Origin of the sequence: Halomonas sp. SIMBA_159 (genome assembly GCF_046536035.1) — a bacterium.
Classification (GTDB): domain Bacteria; phylum Pseudomonadota; class Gammaproteobacteria; order Pseudomonadales; family Halomonadaceae; genus Vreelandella; species Vreelandella venusta_A.
The window spans coordinates 12,559-29,169 of record NZ_JAWJBT010000003.1; the positions used below are offsets into that span (position 1 = coordinate 12,559).

The 16,611-nt window shown below is 56.2% G+C and carries 14 protein-coding genes; 7 read left to right on the forward strand and 7 right to left on the reverse strand.

The annotated features are described in order from the left end of the window. Positions 1-27: 27 nt before the first annotated feature. On the reverse strand, positions 28-717 hold the full coding sequence (locus R0J87_RS02405; RefSeq protein ID WP_404342800.1) for a VIT1/CCC1 transporter family protein: 690 nt from the start codon (positions 715-717) through the stop codon (positions 28-30). A gap of 49 nt (positions 718-766) precedes the next feature. After that, positions 767-2,347, reverse strand: a complete 1,581-nt coding sequence (locus R0J87_RS02410) for a PQQ-dependent sugar dehydrogenase (RefSeq protein ID WP_498884140.1) — start codon at positions 2,345-2,347, stop codon at positions 767-769. 245 nt (positions 2,348-2,592) lie between these two features. On the opposite strand from R0J87_RS02410, the gene R0J87_RS02415 reads away from it, so the two are divergent. The 5 genes from R0J87_RS02415 (at position 2,593) to R0J87_RS02435 (ending at position 9,209) form a co-directional block, all read left to right on the forward strand. Continuing rightward, the gene (locus tag R0J87_RS02415; RefSeq protein ID WP_498884141.1) at positions 2,593-3,549 is read left to right on the forward strand and encodes a glycerophosphodiester phosphodiesterase family protein; all 957 of its coding nucleotides are present in this window, start codon (positions 2,593-2,595) and stop codon (positions 3,547-3,549) included. A gap of 319 nt (positions 3,550-3,868) precedes the next feature. Beyond that, the gene (locus tag R0J87_RS02420) at positions 3,869-4,282 is read left to right on the forward strand and encodes a hypothetical protein (protein ID WP_404463511.1); all 414 of its coding nucleotides are present in this window, start codon (positions 3,869-3,871) and stop codon (positions 4,280-4,282) included. Next, entirely contained in the window at positions 4,251-5,459 is a 1,209-nt protein-coding gene (locus R0J87_RS02425; protein ID WP_498884144.1) for a putative porin, read from the forward strand. The genes R0J87_RS02420 and R0J87_RS02425 overlap by 32 nt, the downstream gene beginning before the upstream one ends. 27 nt (positions 5,460-5,486) lie before the next feature. Next, complete coding sequence (locus R0J87_RS02430; RefSeq protein ID WP_498884146.1) at positions 5,487-8,351, forward strand: bifunctional diguanylate cyclase/phosphodiesterase; 2,865 nt, start codon at positions 5,487-5,489, stop codon at positions 8,349-8,351. Between the two features lie 3 nt (positions 8,352-8,354). Beyond that, complete coding sequence (locus R0J87_RS02435) at positions 8,355-9,209, forward strand: PEP-CTERM/exosortase system-associated acyltransferase (protein WP_498884148.1); 855 nt, start codon at positions 8,355-8,357, stop codon at positions 9,207-9,209. A 3-nt stretch (positions 9,210-9,212) separates the two neighbouring features. Here R0J87_RS02435 and R0J87_RS02440 read toward each other — a convergent pair whose 3' ends face one another. From R0J87_RS02440 to R0J87_RS02450, 3 genes are read right to left on the reverse strand one after another with little or no spacing between them, the layout of a single operon-like run. Further along, positions 9,213-9,854, reverse strand: coding sequence for a hypothetical protein (locus R0J87_RS02440; RefSeq protein ID WP_404463519.1), 642 nt, complete (start codon positions 9,852-9,854; stop codon positions 9,213-9,215). A 10-nt stretch (positions 9,855-9,864) separates the two neighbouring features. After that, complete coding sequence (gene nfsA / locus R0J87_RS02445) at positions 9,865-10,596, reverse strand: oxygen-insensitive NADPH nitroreductase (RefSeq protein WP_498884150.1); 732 nt, start codon at positions 10,594-10,596, stop codon at positions 9,865-9,867. 38 nt (positions 10,597-10,634) lie between these two features. Continuing rightward, positions 10,635-11,564: a formate/nitrite transporter family protein gene (locus R0J87_RS02450; protein WP_498884152.1), complete on the reverse strand. Its 930-nt coding sequence runs from the start codon at positions 11,562-11,564 to the stop codon at positions 10,635-10,637. 179 nt (positions 11,565-11,743) lie between these two features. Between R0J87_RS02450 and R0J87_RS02455 the strand changes: the two genes are divergently transcribed. Further along, complete coding sequence (locus R0J87_RS02455; protein ID WP_404342820.1) at positions 11,744-12,511, forward strand: class I SAM-dependent methyltransferase; 768 nt, start codon at positions 11,744-11,746, stop codon at positions 12,509-12,511. Positions 12,512-12,608: 97 nt separating this feature from the next. On the opposite strand, the gene R0J87_RS02460 is transcribed toward R0J87_RS02455, so the two are convergent. Both R0J87_RS02460 and R0J87_RS02465 read right to left on the reverse strand, forming a co-directional pair. Beyond that, a complete protein-coding gene (locus R0J87_RS02460) occupies positions 12,609-14,267 on the reverse strand; it encodes a methyl-accepting chemotaxis protein (RefSeq protein ID WP_498884154.1) in 1,659 nt (552 codons plus the stop codon). A gap of 171 nt (positions 14,268-14,438) precedes the next feature. Continuing rightward, positions 14,439-15,500 carry an NAD(P)-dependent alcohol dehydrogenase gene (locus R0J87_RS02465; RefSeq protein ID WP_498884156.1) on the reverse strand — a complete coding sequence of 354 codons (1,062 nt, stop codon included), beginning with the start codon at positions 15,498-15,500 and terminating at the stop codon, positions 14,439-14,441. 197 nt (positions 15,501-15,697) lie between these two features. Between R0J87_RS02465 and R0J87_RS02470 the strand changes: the two genes are divergently transcribed. Beyond that, on the forward strand, positions 15,698-16,591 hold the full coding sequence (locus R0J87_RS02470; protein WP_498884158.1) for an AraC family transcriptional regulator: 894 nt from the start codon (positions 15,698-15,700) through the stop codon (positions 16,589-16,591). Positions 16,592-16,611 lie beyond the last annotated feature (20 nt).

A 16,611-nucleotide genomic window follows, 5' to 3' on the forward strand; every position in this document is an offset into this window, starting at 1 on the left:
TCCTTATAAGCGTTGGACATATAACGGTTATGCCATAACGCCGAACAATCGGCCAATGAGCGATGTCAACGCCATGGCCAGCGCTCCCCAAAACAGTACGCGCAGTGCAGCGGTGCGTACCGGTGCGCCGCCCACTTTGGCGGCCAGCGCGCCTAACAGCGCCAGCAACGCTAGCGAGGCCACGGCGACCAGCGGAATCAGCAATACGGTGGGTGCCCACCACGCCACTAAAAGCGGCAGCAGCGCGCCAATGGTGAACATCGCCGCCGAGGAGAACGCGGCCTGCAGCGGCCGCGCTTGGCTCACCACGGTGATGCCGATTTCATCCCGGGCGTGGGCACCCAGGGCATCTTTTTGCATCAGCTGTTCAGCGACTTGGCTGGCAAGCTCGGGCGTTAACCCTCGCTCGACATAAATCTCAGCCAGCTCCTGTTGCTCCGCTTCAAAGTGGTCGCTGAGAGCATCACGCTCTTTGGCGATATCGGCACGCTCGGTGTCTGACTGTGAACTCACGGAGACATACTCCCCCGCGGCCATCGACATCGCACCCGCCACTAGCCCTGCTACCCCCGCCAGTAAAATATCGCTTTGCACAGTGGACGCCGCGGCCACCCCAAGAATCAGGCTGCTGGTGGAAACAATGCCATCGTTGGCCCCCAACACGGCAGCCCGTAACCAGCCAGAGCGATGAGATCGATGGTGTTCTTGATGGGTCATGGCAGCTCCTGAGCAGCGTTATATTAACGCCTTCTTGACTCAGCTTAGTTCATTGGCGGGGCACCACCTTCAGCAGTTGCCCTTCTGGGCTGTCGGTGAGCAAATAAACGGCTCCTTCAGGGCCTACGCGCACATCACGGATGCGCGCATCCAGCTCACTGAATAGACTCTCTACCTCTTCGGCACGGCCATCGTCATGCAAACGCACCCTGCGCACTTCACGATTCACCAGTGAACCTACCAGTAAATCGCCTTGCCACTCGGGAAACAGCGCGCCTTGATACAGCGCCAAACCGGAAGGCGCGATAGAGGGCGTCCATTCAAGCGCAGGGGGCAGCATGCCGGGATACTCTGTAAACGGCGATACCCGAGCACCGGTGTAATCCAATCCGCCGGTGGCGATGGGCCAGCCGTAATTGCCGCCTGGGGTGATAATGTTCAACTCATCGCCGCCCCGGGGGCCGTGTTCGTGGGCAATTAACCGCTGATTCGCTTTATCGAACACCAGCCCTTGCACATTACGGTGGCCGATGCTGTAAAGCTCCGGCAGTGCGTTAGCTTCTGCTACAAAGGGGTTATCACTCGGGGCGCTGCCATCCGGGTTCAGGCGCACAATACCGCCAATGTGGCTGGTCACCCGCTGGGCTTCCTCACGGTTATCAAAGCCATCGCCTAAGGTCATGATCAAGGTGTTATCCGCAAGCCACGCTAAGCGGCCACCAAAGTGGGCATTACCACTTTTTGCGGGGTGCACGCGAAAAATCTCCTCCACTTGCTCTAAGCGGTTATCCCCCAGCGTCGCCCTGGCTAAACAGGCGTGGTTAGCGCTGGCGGTGCCGCAGGCGTAGCTGAGGAAGAGCTGCTGGTTTTCCTCGAACTGAGGCGATAGCAGCACATCAAATAGCCCTGACTGCCCCGAGGCGAACACGCTAGGCACGCCGCCTAGAGATTCCACCAGGGTCTCGCCTTGCGGGCTTAGCAAACGAAGCCGCCCAGGGCGCTCGGTGACCAGCAGGCGGCCATCGGGCAACAGCGCCAGCGACCACGGATGCTCCAAGCCATCCGCTAAGGTGTCTATTTGGTAAGCACTTTGAGCCTGCTGGGCTTCCACCGATGGCGCAACGGGCAGCAGTAACGCCCCTGCCACCACCGCCATACTCACCGCCCCCCGCGCGTTACTCGCACTACGCGTCAGCACGGCAAACAGCCACCCCGCAAGCCCTGCCGTTGCTAGCATGGCCGCTAGCCCCACCGGGCCGCGAGTAGCTGCAATAAGGGTGGGCATAGGCGCAAAGGTATTCGCAAGCCAAAAGGTGACCCATAGCCCAGCCACTGCCGCTAACGCATGAATCAATGCGCGAGACTGCTTCGCCACTCGGCGCGTCAGCCATGCGGCGGCTGCCTGTGAGATGACCAACCCGGGTACCAAGACGGCTGTATAAATAGGCGCAAAGTGAACGAGATCTTGCGCGGTGGTGGACGCTCTTACGCTGAAAGAAATCGCCACGCCTAGCGCTTGCAGTGCCGCCAAGTTGACCTGTGTCTGCACCACGCTGCCTAGAATAACGCCGACTAGCAAAGCGATCATAAAACGCAGCACTCGCGCTCCAATGCTTAGCGGTTTGGCCATCACGCACCTCTTAATGGTTGTTTTAGATCACACGACCCAGCACCCTAAAACATTCGGCGATGTTTGGTCGCTTTTTCTTTTGATGCAACTTAATTAACGGGCAGGGGTGGGTACTATCTTTAACGGACCGGGGCACTATCGCCGCCACGACTCTTCGTGCGTTTATCATGTATGGCGCGTAAGGTCGATTAATAGCCGTTACTGTTGCTTTTGTCTGTTTTATACACCGCTTTCAAGGAGTGTTTATGTCGCGCTATACATTGCTCACGACCCTGTTCACGCCCCTGTTCATGCCCGCCGTGATGCTGGCGGGCACCTCAACCGCCGCACTGGCGGCGGGCGTTACGCCGTTGGCACAGCAGTTGGAGGATTTAAATAATTTTCAGGTAATTGCCCACCGAGGTGCCAGCGGGCATGCGCCGGAAAGTACCTTGCCCGCCTATGAGCTTGCCCACCAGTGGGGCGTGGATTACCTGGAGTTGGATGCGCAGCTCAGCGCCGATGGCGAAGTGGTACTTTTCCACGACAGTACCATTGAGCGCACTAGCAATGGCGAAGGGCATATTAATGACTACACCCTGGCGGAGTTAAAAGCGCTAGATACCGGCACTTGGTTTCACGAGGCTCATCCAGAGATAGATGAGGCGGATTACTCTGGCACACCGATTTTAACGCTCAATGAGCTGTTTGATCACTTTGGCCACACCACGCGTTATTACATCGAAACAAAATCGCCTGACCTTAATCCTGGCTTAGAAGAGGCCTTGGTGGAGCGCCTGGAAGCCTACGACATGATTGAACAAGGCCGTGTGCTGGTGCAGTCGTTTGATCAGGAAAGCCTACGTAAAGTGCACGCTTTGAACCCTAACGTGCCGCTCATTCAACTGCTGTGGTACTCACCCAGCGAGCAGAACAGCGGTAGCCTAACAGAGTGGAATAACACCACCCCTGGGGCCGATACCCTTCGTGATGAAGATTTCCGCCGTATCGCTGAGTACGCCGCGGGTATTGGCACGAATGCGACCCATCAGGGAACCCCCGTTATCGATGCTGCATTTATTCGTCAGGCACAAGAAAACGGTCTACCGGTACATGTGTACACCATCAACGAGCCCGAAGAGATGGAGCGCTTAATAGCGCTAGGCGTGAACGGCTTGTTCACCGACTACCCTGACCGCCTGCTGGAGCGTGTCAACGAGTAATCCAAAGCAGTTAACCAGAGCGTTGATATGCACCAGCGCAAACGGGCTAAAGGTGCTGTAAGTTGTTCTTAGACATTGCTAAGCCTTTGCCATATTTTTTGTAGTTTGCGTTACTTAGAAAAGCCGATAAGCTCTTTGCTCTTATCCACTTTTTTGATGGCAGCCGTAAGGGAGAAACGTCATTTACTCATTCACAGCTGACGTGTGGGAAACACCTACATGGTGCATGAACCTGACGTTCTGCAAGCCAAGGCACCCCTGAGCGATGGCGCTTAAACGGCCGAGTAGCACGCTCATGAGCGCTTTATGGACAGCGCTCATGATGCTTGCCCTGCTTTTCAACACCGCATCAGCACAGACCACCGAATTAGCTAATACGATTGTTTTGATTGCTCACCCTTCAGTGGGGGCACAAGCGATTAACCGGGACACGGCGCGGGCGATGTTTGCCATGCGCCAACGCACGTGGCCCAACGGCCAAGCAGCGCAGATATTTGTGCTGCCTAACCGCGAACCTGTGCATACCCGCTTTACCAAAGAGCAGTTGGGCGTGTACCCCCATCAGCTGCAGTTGGCATGGGACAGAATGGTGTTTTCCGGCATGGGGCAAGCCCCTAACCGAGTGCGCAATCAAGAGGAGATGCGCGAGCAGGTTGCTGGCACTCCTGGCGCGTTGGGTTACCTTGAAAGGGAGTACCTGGATGAAAGCGTTCGTGTTATTTCAATGGAGTGAAAACCGCGCGCCAACACGGTGGTTAATCGCGGGGCTGCTAGCGCTACTGCCAATGACTACCCATGCGGATAAACCACGAGACACACTGCAAGTGCATGGCTTTCTTAGCCAAGCGCTGGTCATCACTGATCACAATGACTTTTTTGGTGACAGCAGCGAGAACGCGGGCAGCCTGGAGTATACCGAGCTGGGGCTCAACGCCTCGTTTCGCCCTCACCGCAAGGTCTTAGTAGCCGCTCAAGTGCTCAGCCGCCGCGCCGGTGGCACCAACAGCGATGCCGAACCTACCCTGGATTACGGCGTCATCGATTACCAAATGAGCTCCAACCCGTCGCGCACGCTCGGCGTTCAGCTAGGCCGTTTCAAGAACCCGTTTGGCCTTTATAACCAAACCCGCGATGTTGCCTTTACCCGGCCGAGTATTCTGCTTCCGCAATCCATCTATTTTGACCGCACCCGCGCCCTGGGCCTAGCCGCCGATGGCGTCAGCGTTTATTGGGAGGCGTACACTGGCGCAGGCATGCTGCGCTTTCGTAGCGGGCTTGGCCGCCCGCAAACCGGCTCGGAGCTAACGCGGCAGCTCTTCAACGGTGCGGCAAACGACGTCTCAGCAGCAGAGCCCTCCGCGATTGCGCAACTGCTGTTTGAAGACCCCACCGGCCAGTGGGTCGCCGCGCTGAGCACTGCCACGGTCAATCTCGACACGTCGCTCGGCGGCCACGCGGCAGACTTCGACTTCCAGCCCTGGATTGCTTCCCTGCAGTACAACGAAGAGCACTGGAGCCTGACCGCCGAATACGCGCTTAGGCAGCAGTCGCTCCAGGGCGAGAACCTGCCGCGCACCTTCGATATCACCGGCGAGAGCTGGTACGTACAGTACCAGCGCCGCTTCACACCTACCTGGAGCGGGCTCGTACGTTTTGATCGCCTGATCAACAACACCGATGACCGCTCGGGCCAGGGGTATGAGCAAGCGGGCCTTGGCCCGGCCCATTCGCAGTTTGCCGACGACATAACGCTAGGCGTGCAGTGGACCCCGACCCCGCGGCTGATGCTGGCGGGAGAGTATCACATCGTTGACGGCACCGGTTGGCTACCGACACAAGACAACCCGGATGCCGGGGAAACACGCCAACACTGGAACATGCTGCTGTTTCAACTTTCGCTACGCTTTTAACCATTGACCTGATCGGGAACTGCCGTTATGAATCGGTTTTCACCATTGCCAGCACGTCATCGGTTTAGCTTAGCTTGGCGAGTCACTGCACTTAGCAGCCTGCTGCTTTTGATACTCGTCGCGCTGTTTATTTGGTTTGGGCATCACCACCTAACGCAGCAGTTTGAAAATAGCCGCATGGCCCACCACGAGCGCCAGCAGCGTGAAATTCGCCTAGCGATGCAGCGCTCAGCTAATAATTTACGCCAACTGGCAGGGTTGACCGCTTCGGCGCCTCCACTGGGCGATGCGCTGGCCGTGGGCGACACCACCGCGATTGAGAACGCCCTTCGCTCTCAGTGGCCATCTCTGCAGTTAGAAGCTGGAGTGGACGAAGTCTTTGTGTTTAACCCGCTGGGGCGTCTGCTTGGTCATTCAGGTAGCCTTCAAGGTGCCACGGAGCTACCGGTAGAGGGCTGGATCGAAGACGTGCTGGCTCGCGAGGCGCCTATCACCACTCTGCGCTGCGGGTTGAACTGCCAGCAGTACGCGGCAGTGCCCATATTAATGGAGGGCAGCAGCATTGGCATGGTGGTGCTGTCACGCTCGCTGGCGGACGTAACCCGCGAAGCAAGAGAAGTGTCGGGAAGCGAAATTGCGCTGATGGTGACAGGCTACACGGGGGCTGCCCCTCTGGATGTCGCCCGCCGCTTACCGGAGTGGAACGGTCATTTAGTCGCTCTAACCAACCGTGAGGCTACCCTACCCCTGTTAGAGCGCGCCTCCCACATAGCGCCTATTTTTGCACTGGCCGATAGGCCGCTTAGCCTTCCCTACGCGGGGCGGTATTTAGAGCTCAGCGCAGTGTACATGGAAGATGACGCTGACTGGCGCAGCACCGGCTATTTCCTGCTGATCTCTGATGTCACCACACAAACGGTTGCTATACAGCATGCCACTAACACGCTGCTGGTGCTTGGTGTAGTGGGCTGGCTTGCGGCAGAACTGCTGCTGCTCGCCATTCTACTTGGCCCCATGGCACGGCTCCGGCGAGTAGCTTCTATGCTGCCAGCGCTAGCAAGAGGCGACTTTACAGAGGTAAGAGGGAAACTGCCTCAGCACTCCCCACGGCTCTCTAATGAAATTGATGTGCTTGAGAACGCCACGCGCACCTTAGCCAACCAGCTAGAACACCTTGAATCCAGCGTGACCGTGCATAGCAGCCAATTAGCCGAGCGCATTAACGAGCTTGCCCGCGAAAGAGACTTTGTGAATAGCCTGCTAGACACCGCCCAAGTGTTCATCGTGGTGCACAGCAGCGATGGGCGTATTCAGCGGGTCAATGCCTATACGCGCAGCCGTCTTGCGCTTAACGATCAAGAACTTATCGGCCGATTTTTTTACGATATTTTCGATCAAGTGTCCCCTGCAGGGCTGCCCATAGCCAGCCGATTAATCACTAAAGATGCCGTCTTTAATGCGCCACCCCACTCGCCCCAGCAGGAAGAGAAGATGCTGCAAACGGCAGATAAGCGTTGCTGTACCGTGGCGTGGTATCACTCGGCCTTACCCGCCAGGTCCCGCGAACAGGCGCTGCGCATCTCTGTTGGCTTGGATATTACCGAGCGTAAAGCCGCAGAAGAGCGGCTGACCTGGCTTGCCGAGCGAGACCCGCTCACCGAGCTGTTTAACCGTCGCTACTTCCAAGATGCCCTGCAAAGCGCCCTGCTGCACAACAGCGAAGGCGCTATTGTGCTGCTGGATTTGGATCAGTTTAAAGACATTAACGAACTGAGCGGCCACCACGTAGGCGACCACCTGCTGCGTGAAGTCGCTGAGACGCTGTTTCTGAATCTAGGCCAGCGCAGCATTATTGCGCGATTAGGCGGCGATGAATTCGCTCTGCTGCTTGAAGGAGTTGCCAGCGAACAGGCGATCAGCATTGCCGGCTATATTAGCCAATTGCTCAGTGGTATCGGGTTTCAATCGACAGGTAGAAAGCACCATATCTCTGCCAGCATGGGCATTGCGCTCTTCCCCACCCATGGCCGCACATCAGCCGACCTGCTCGCCAGCGCCGATATGGCCATGTATAAGGCCAAAGAGAGCACTCACCAGCGTTGGTATTTGCTTTCTCAGGCAGAGAACGCAAAAGACGAGTTACAAGACCGCGTTTATTGGGTTGAGCAGCTCCATAACGCGCTGGAAAACGACAGCTTCGAGCTGATGGTACAGCCGATTGTACGTTTGGCAGACCAGGATATTAAACACTACGAAGTGCTGCTGCGCATTCGTCATCCGGATGGCAGCCTCATTGCGCCACAGCAGTTTATTGCTATTGCTGAGCAGAGCGGGCTAGTCGTGCCGCTCGACCGTTGGGTTATCAAACATAGTCTGCAAGCACTCAGAACGCTGCAAGATCGCGGTATTTCATTGGCGGTCAACTTATCAGGGCAATCGCTCCATGATTTGGAGCTAAAACAGTACTTAACCGACGAACTGCAGCGCAGCGGTGCCGACCCGCACCACTTAATTCTCGAAGTGACCGAAACCGCCGCTATTACCGACTTTTCGACCGCACGCAACGTGCTGCAAACGGTGCGCGACTTAGGCTGCCGCACGGCGCTAGATGACTTTGGTATCGGGTTTAGCAGCTTTCACTATTTGGGCCAGCTGCCGGTGGATTACATCAAAATTGATGGCTCGTTTATTCGCAGTTTGCTGATTAACCCTGACAGTCACACCATTGTGAAAGCGATTGCCGATATTGCTAAAGGGTTCGGCAAACAAACCATTGCAGAATTTGTCGACCAGGCAGCGTTAATGCCTCTTCTACAAGAGTACGGCATCACCTACGGCCAAGGATTTTATTTAGGAAAACCACAGCCCCTCGCACAGCTACTGGAAGGATGAACGATGGTGATAACGACAATAACCCCTCCCATTACCACTCCAGAAATACTCGCAGACACCACGTTTAGCCCTACTTTCTTTAACGACCATTTCCGATTAATTCTTGCCCAAACAACCGACGAGCAGCACCGGGCCTTTGCCCTACGCCACGCGGTGTTTATTGAAGAGTTGAATTACGATATAGGCACGTCCAGTGCTCCGAACCTGGAACATGACGAGCACGACCAGCACTCGCTATTGTGCTTGCTCCATCATAAAGCCACCGGCATGGATGTTGGCTGTGTCCGGGTGGTGTTAATTGACGCGTTAGCAAAGCACCAGGAACGCGGCCTGCCGCTAGAAGATTACTATTCGCCTGACTTGTTTATGCCCGAGACGCACCCTCATTACTTTCCTGCCAGCACGGTGTGCGAAGTGTCTCGGTTAGCCGTTCACCCTACCGCCCGCAAAAAACCTAAAGATCATCACCCTGATAGCCAAAGCTCCGATAGTCAAAGCTCCGATAGTCAAAGCTCCGAGATACAAAGCCCCGATATACAAAGCCCGTATGACAGCATCAAAGAGAGCCCCGCACTATTGAGCCTTAGCCTGTTTCTGGCGGCCACGGCCATGGTGGGGCTTAGCCAGCGCTATCACGTGTTTGCGATGTTAGAGCCGCGCTTTAGCCGCTTACTAAAGGCTTCAGGCCTGTATTTTCATCAGGTAGGTGGGGTGATTAACTACTGCGGCAGCCGTGCTCCTTACTATATTGATCAGCGGGTGGCAGAAGAGCGTCTGCCCATCAAAATCAAGCCGCTGTATCAAACCATCAAGCTTCAGTTAGAGGCTCAACTGCCGCTCACACCTCCCTTGCACTAACCGCTAAGCGGCCGACGTTACCGGTCTTGAAGCGATAAAATCCTGTGGGGAAACGCTGGCGAATTTCTCAACAAAAAATACCAGCGTTTCAGGATGCCGAAAGCGACGCTCAAAGGTTTCCTGCTGGCTTTCATAGCGGCGCGTGACGGTTGCCTGATATTCACTGCCCACTTTGACGACGTTGACGCTGTTTTCGTGCCCTGATTCACGGTGTACTGCCGTCACCGTTGACTGTTGCTCCAGTAGCGTAGCCAGCTGCTGTGCCGCTGCACGCTCTTGTTCTGTCGCCCACAGCGGCTGGTCGCGGTTGCCATAATGGTAAAGCAGCACCGCCAGCAGCATGGCAAAGATGCTGCTGGTGAGCATCCAGGTAAGCACCACACCAGACACCGGCATGGTGAGCATCACTACCAGCTGCAGCACACTCCCAATCACAAATACGCCCGCCAGCGGACGCCACATGCGCTGGTTCATCATTCCCCGTTTTAATATGTATCCCCACAGCCCGACCACGCCCAAGACACCAAAAAACAGGTGCGCCATGGCCAGCGGCGTTCCTCCGCCGGAAAACACGGCCACAATACCCATCACAGGTAGCAGGCTATATAGCCCAGCCAGGAGAACGTAGGCACGCTGAAGGGACATAGATGACTCCTTATTTCATGGTAAAGCCGCGTTTCACCAAGAAATCACGCATATGGGGGCGCAGCTTGCTATCAAACAGAGGGGTTAGGTTATGCGACCAATCACTATTTTTATTGCCGCTACTACGAGATTGATAGTACGCCTGCATGGTGTCGTCAAAGGCGGCTACATGGTCGCTATTATCAGTGTAGTAGTCCTCTTTCAGAATCGCTTCAACGGGCAGGCGCGGTTTCACCTCAGGTTGGTGAGCGGGGTACCCAAGGCACATCCCAAAAACGGGGTAAACATGGGCAGGCAACCGCAGTAACTCGCTGACAGCATCTGGGTCGTTACGAATCCCCCCGATATAGCAAATGCCCAAACCTTCTGACTCAGCCGCTACCGCCACGTTTTGCGCCATCAGCGCCGTATCCACCGTGGCCACCAGCAATTGTTCGGTCATGCCGCGCTCAACGTTGGCGCCCGTGCGGGCGGAAGCTTCTGTTGGGCGTTTCATGTCGGCACAGAACACTAGGAACGCCGCGCTGCTAGCAACATAGCCTTGCCCACCAGCCAGCTCGGCAATGGCTTCACGGTTATCTGGATTTTTCACATGAATGACCGTGTACGCCTGCACGTGGCTAGACGTGGCAGCGGCTTGCCCTGCTTGAATCAGCTCCAGCAGCAGGCCGTGAGGGATCTCTTGATCAGTGAATTTACGAATCGAACGGTGGGAATTCAGCAGCTTGATAACATCATTCATAACAATTTCCTCTTCAGTGCTTTTCAATAAGAAGCGGGTTAGCGTTTGCGACGATAAAACAGGCCCTGCTTACACTCTCGCTGCGCCTCAACGTCGCCACGAATCTGCGCATGACTGATCAGCGCAAAAATAAACGTACCGCCAATCACGTTACCGGCCAGCGTAGGCAGCGCAAAACCCACTACCGCGTCGTACCAAGAAATATGACCATCGAACACCAGATACAGCGCTTCACTGGTACCGACGATGATGTGGGTAAACTCACCGATGGCCATGACATAGGTGACAATAATAATGATCCACACTTTGGCCTGATCGGCAGCGGGAATCAGCCACACCAGGGTCGCAATCATCCAGCCAGCGAGAATCCCCTTGGAGAACATTTCCATGGGCGTGTTCGCCATCATGTGCTCACCCAGGGCAATAAATGCCTGATGCGTCGCCTCGTCAAACATCGGCATATGTAAAAAGGTGAAGGAGGAGAGCGCGGCGCCCATCAGGTTACCCACCAACACCACCCCCCATAACCTGCCTAGCGCGCCAAGATTCGGCAGCGTGGGTCGGCTCATCACGGGCAGCACGGCGGTCACCGTGTTTTCGGTAAACAGCTGTTGGCGGGCCAAAATGACGGCAATAAAACCTACTGTATAGCCGAGACACTCGACTAAAAAGCCAATGTCGGTTTGCGGCAAGTGGGCATGCATGACTCCACGCGCCACCATGGAAAAGCTCATGGAGATGCCCGCCGCAATGGCCGACCACAGCAGCGCCATGGAGTCTCGGGAGAGCTCTTTTTGCCCCTCTAGGCGTAAATGCTGATGCACCACAGCAGCTCTGGAGGGCAATTTCGCCTCACGTGATTCCTGCTGAGCACCAGACTCCTGGGAGACGGATTCGCGCTGGTCATGCTCCTCGCTATGCTGATCTCCCCCTTCAAAATTGTCATCCGCTTGGTGCTGTTGATTCATGCTGTCTCTCTCCCTAGTGAGTTTTCAGCGTAACGTTATTGTCTAAGATTGGGTAGCCGCTCACGGCGGTTAACGTACGGTGGTTAAAGAATTTTTACGTGATGTTGCACGCGTAGAAGTGAACGCTCGCTATACTGCAAGTAACCTGATCCGCCTGATAACGATGCTAGGAAGCCGATATGTCAAACGCCCCTCACACCCCGCCAGGCCAAGCATGGAATGCTGGCCGGTACGCGGAAAACGCCAGCTTTGTGCCAGACCTGGGTATGGAGGTGGTGAAGCTGCTTTCTCCCCAGCCGGGGCAACGAATTTTGGACTTAGGCTGCGGCGACGGTGCATTAACTGAGCGCATTATGCAGTTAGGCGCGGACGTGCTGGGGATTGATGCCTCTGCCGATATGGTGGCTGCCGCGCAGCAGCGCGGCGTGACGGCGCGGGTCATTGACGGCCATCAGTTGCCCTTCGATCATGAGTTTGATGCGGTCTTTAGCAACGCGGCGCTACACTGGATGCTAGACCCGCAAGCCGTATTGGCTGGCATCAAGCGCGCCCTAAAACCAGGTGGGCGCTTTGTGGCAGAGTTTGGCGGCCACGGTAATGTGGCGGCTATTTGTACCGCGCTGATTGCCTCGCTGCAGTTTCGCGGCATTAGCTCTAAAGGCCGTCACCCTTGGTATTTTCCCACCCCCCAGGAGTATACCAACCTGCTGCAAACGGTCGGTTTTCGGGTGGATAGCGTTGAACTCATTCCCCGCCCCACCCCGCTACCCAAAGGGATGGCGAGCTGGCTAGACACTTTCGCGAGCCCCTTTTTTCACGGGCTAGACCCTGATTTAAAAGACGCTATTTTTGATAACACGCTCAACCTGTTAGCCCATAGCCTCAACGACGGCCAGGGCAACTGGACAGCGGACTATGTGCGCATTCGCGTGGTGGCTCACGCGTAAGCCGGTCGCCACCGCTACCATAATCTTGTTAAAAACACTCAGGGCGGCTACCTAGCCGCCCTGAGTATTGGTGCGCTCTATCGATGTTTGCTCGGGGCTAAAACTCATCCCAGGCGTCGCTGCTATTCACCGTTTGCGGGGCAGCTGCTTTATTCACCGGGCGACGCTGCTGCGTCTCTAACGCAGGCGGAGCCACGGGGTGCTCGCTGCTGCCCTCCGCCAATCGGAAAGTAGCCATCAGCGTGGCGAGCTGGCTTGCCTGCCCTTCCAACGCACTAGCGGCAGAGCTGGTTTGCTGCACCAGCGCCGCATTCTGCTGGGTCACGGAGTCCATTTCCGTCAGTGCGGCATTAATCTGCTCGATGCCGCTATTCTGCTCACGGGTGGCCGTTGAGATCTCGCCCATCAGGGTGGTGACTTGGCGAATGGCCTCGACGGTTTGGCTCAGCGTCTCGCCACTGCGTTCGGCCTGGGTAGCACCGCTGTTAATTTGCGTGGTGGTTTGTTCAATCAGGCCGCGAATCTCTTTGGCCGACTCCGCACTGCGGGTGGCCAGTGAACGGACTTCACTGGCCACGACCGCAAAGCCGCGCCCTTGCTCGCCTGCCCGGGCTGCTTCCACCGAGGCATTGAGCGCCAAAATATTGGTCTGAAAGGCAATCGAGTCGATAACGCCGATAATATCGTTGACCCGGTCAGCGCTGGCGGCGATCTCGCGCATAAGCTGCACGGTACGCTCGACTTCGTCTCCGCTCGCCTCAGCGGACTGGGAAGCGGCCACCGAGAGTTGGTCAGCCTCCTGGGCTATCTCGGCATTTTTGCCTACCGTGGTGGCCATTTGCTCCATGCTGGAGGCGGTTTGCTGAAGTGCTGAAGCCTGCTGTTCGGTACGCGAAGAGAGGTCTTGGCTACCCGAGGAGATATCGCTCGCGCCGCTGTAAACGTGTTCACTGCTACTGCGCAGCGACAACACCAGCGTCTTCAGCTTCTCTTGCATGGTCGCCAAGCCCATGAAGAGCTGGCCGATTTCGTTACGGCCTCGGTCTTCGATGCGCCCGGTCAAATCACCGTTAGCGATATGGTCAAAATGCCCAACCGCTTGCTGGAGGGGAAGCACCACGCCGCGCATCATCGCAATACGAATCACCACCACTGCCAGCAGCGAAAACAGCAGCAAGCCAATGGCCACGGCGCCGCCGATGCTCGCTAAGCGCTCTACCTGATGCATGACCTGCTGGCCCCGCGCCTCGGTGTAGTCCACAAAAGCCCCCATCGCAGCATCCAGGTTGGCCCCCAGTTCACCCAGCGCCTCTTGTTGGCGCTGAATTTGGAACGGTGCCGCGTCCAGCAGCGGCACAATACCTTCGGTCACGAAGGCGTGATAGGCCGCTACCACGCTGTCACGCCGCTCGGCCAGCTCGCTTTCCGGCGTGACAGGGATCGCTGAGAACTCTTCAAAACGGGTTTGCGCTGCCGTGACCGCTTCGGCCGCCATGGCGAGGCTCTGTTGGCCTTTATCAGGATTGCCTTGGGTACTGAAGCTGGCCGAACGGTCGAGGAAGGTTTGCGCCCTGAGCGCATTCACTTGGGTACGGTTAGCTAAATTAGCCAGCCGCACGTTGATGTTATTAATTTCGTTGAGTGCTCGGTCGCTGGAGGTGTTGGTATAAAACCCTAGCGCACTGATCAAGCCAATCATCACCACGAGTAGTGCTAAGGCAGCCGTCAGGCTCCATTTTATGGAGAGTTGTTTCATCGCCGTGTTCCCTTCTTCTTTATTAGTTGTTACCCCACCTCCCAGGAGGGTAAAGCAAGATGAAGAGAAATATGGCGCTACTGCGACCTTTGTATAACAACCAATTTTACATAACGAAGAAACAAAAAAGCCCACCGCCGTAAAGCGGTGGGCTTGCTGGGGCGCAACGACTTAGGCAGCGGTGCCTTTCAGTGTTGCCATGTCGATCACGAAACGATAGCGCACGTCACCTTTCTCCATGCGCTCGAAGCCTTCATTGATCTTGTTGATATCGAGCATTTCGATATCGCAAGTGATGTTCTGCTCGGCGCACAGTTTGAGCAGCTCTTCGGTTTCAGCGATACCGCCGATCAAAGAACCCGCTACCACGCGGCGCTTGAATACCAGGTTGAACGCTTCGATGGCTGGCTCGATGGGCTCTAAGAGGCCGACCAGAATGTGCGTGCCGTCGTACTTCAGCGACGCTAGGTAGGGGTTCAGATCGTGCTGAACCGGAACGGTGTCGAGCATGAAGTCGAAGGTTTCAGCAACGGCATCCATCTGCGCTTGGTCGCTTGATACCACTACATGATCAGCACCGTTACGCTTGGCTTCTTCAACCTTGGCTGCAGAGCGGGTAAACACGGTGACTTCAGCACCCAGCGCTTTGGCCAGTTTGACGCCCATGTGGCCCAGGCCACCCATGCCGATAATGCCCACTTTGTGGCCTTTACCAACGCCATGGTGCTTCAGCGGCGAGTAGGTGGTGATACCGGCGCACAGGATAGGCGCGGCGGAAGCCAGGTCAATGCCATCAGGCATTTGCAGAACGAAGTGCTCGCTGACCACGATGGAATCAGAGTAGCCGCCCTGGGTCAGGGTGCCATCTTGGCGGTCCGGGCTGCCGTAGGTCATGGTGAAGCCTTCCAGGCAGTACTGCTCTACGCCATCTTTACAGGCGGAACAGGTACGGCAGGAGTCGACCATGCAGCCAACACCGACCAAATCACCGGCTTTAAAACGGGTCACATCGCTGCCCACTGCAGTAACACGGCCAACAATTTCGTGGCCCGGTACTACGGGGTATTGGCTCATGCCCCAATCGTTGCGAGCAAAGTGCAGGTCGCTGTGGCACACGCCACAGTAAAGGATTTCAATAGCAACATCGTCAGTACGGGGCTCACGACGATCAAAGGTAAACGGCGCGAGCGGCTTGTCGGCAGAAAACGCGGCGTAAGATTTTGCTTGGCTCATGAAAACTCCTTTTTAATGCATCCCGCAGGTGCGAGAAAGTATTTCTATTATTCGCTTATGGGGGAAAGATAGCGATGAGCGAAGCTACGTTTTTTTTGCTTATTTCTCTATTCAAGTGCAATAAAATAACAAAAAATGTCAGAAAAACGTCATAATTATCGCCGCCGATGATATTCACCCGCGTAAGGAGAGCCCCGGTGGAAAGCACTGCACAAATGGGTAATGCCCTTGCCGACCTGATCACGTCGCTTGTCAAAAGCGATGGCATCAGTGCTTCGCGCTTAGCACGCGTAAACCTACTGTGTCTGGGCAGGCATCAGGTGCGTACCCCATTGATGTATGAACCCAGCCTGATCATCATCGCCCAAGGGCGCAAAGTGGGTTATTTAGGCGACCGTGAGATTCACTACAACCCAGGGCACTACCTGGTGCAAACGCTGCCCTTACCGTTTGAATGCGAAACTTACGGCTCACCCGAGGCACCGCTACTGGGTATTTCAGTCAAGCTAGACCCCGCGCTGCTTAGTGAGATGGTCACTGCCATGGGGGATATGCACCAGACACACACCGCTCCACTGCCGATGGCATCGGTGGCGATGAATGACGGTATGCAAGCAGCTGTACTACGCTTGGCGCGCACGCTGCATGATGCGGTGGAGTGCAGCACGATGGGTGAGGCGAGAATACGCGATGTGGTGTTTGAAGCGCTGAAAGGCGAACAGGGGCCTGCACTGCGGGCGTTGGTACAGGGCCACGGTAACTATTCGCGCATTGTGCAGGTGCTTTCGCAGCTACATACCCGCTTTGCCGAAGACTTTTCAGTAGAGCAGTTGGCACAGCAGGCCAACATGAGCGTCTCTACCTTTCACCAGCACTTTAAACAGATTACCCGCGCATCGCCCGCCCAGTATTTGAAGCGGCTGCGCTTAATTAAAGCGCAGCAGCTGCTGTTACAAGATAGCCATAACGTTAACCAAACCGCCCTGGCGGTTGGCTACCGCAGCGTGCCGCAGTTTAGCCGGGACTATAAGCGCTACTTTGGCGAGTCGCCGCTGCAGCATCGCCGCCAGGAGCAGGCGCTGCGCGCCTGATGGCTCCTGGCGAGCCAAGC

What these genes read in the sequence shown, in the direction of transcription:
- R0J87_RS02405 (WP_404342800.1), bottom strand. Translation starts at nt 717, where the DNA reads ATGACCCATCAAGAACACCATCGATCTCATCGCTCTGGCTGGTTACGG.
- R0J87_RS02410 (WP_498884140.1), bottom strand. Translation starts at nt 2,347, where the DNA reads ATGGCCAAACCGCTAAGCATTGGAGCGCGAGTGCTGCGTTTTATGATC.
- R0J87_RS02415 (WP_498884141.1), top strand. Translation starts at nt 2,593, where the DNA reads ATGTCGCGCTATACATTGCTCACGACCCTGTTCACGCCCCTGTTCATG.
- R0J87_RS02420 (WP_404463511.1), top strand. Translation starts at nt 3,869, where the DNA reads ATGATGCTTGCCCTGCTTTTCAACACCGCATCAGCACAGACCACCGAA.
- R0J87_RS02425 (WP_498884144.1), top strand. Translation starts at nt 4,251, where the DNA reads ATGAAAGCGTTCGTGTTATTTCAATGGAGTGAAAACCGCGCGCCAACA.
- R0J87_RS02430 (WP_498884146.1), top strand. Translation starts at nt 5,487, where the DNA reads ATGAATCGGTTTTCACCATTGCCAGCACGTCATCGGTTTAGCTTAGCT.
- R0J87_RS02435 (WP_498884148.1), top strand. Translation starts at nt 8,355, where the DNA reads ATGGTGATAACGACAATAACCCCTCCCATTACCACTCCAGAAATACTC.
- R0J87_RS02440 (WP_404463519.1), bottom strand. Translation starts at nt 9,854, where the DNA reads ATGTCCCTTCAGCGTGCCTACGTTCTCCTGGCTGGGCTATATAGCCTG.
- nfsA (WP_498884150.1), bottom strand. Translation starts at nt 10,596, where the DNA reads ATGAATGATGTTATCAAGCTGCTGAATTCCCACCGTTCGATTCGTAAA.
- R0J87_RS02450 (WP_498884152.1), bottom strand. Translation starts at nt 11,564, where the DNA reads ATGAATCAACAGCACCAAGCGGATGACAATTTTGAAGGGGGAGATCAG.
- R0J87_RS02455 (WP_404342820.1), top strand. Translation starts at nt 11,744, where the DNA reads ATGTCAAACGCCCCTCACACCCCGCCAGGCCAAGCATGGAATGCTGGC.
- R0J87_RS02460 (WP_498884154.1), bottom strand. Translation starts at nt 14,267, where the DNA reads ATGAAACAACTCTCCATAAAATGGAGCCTGACGGCTGCCTTAGCACTA.
- R0J87_RS02465 (WP_498884156.1), bottom strand. Translation starts at nt 15,500, where the DNA reads ATGAGCCAAGCAAAATCTTACGCCGCGTTTTCTGCCGACAAGCCGCTC.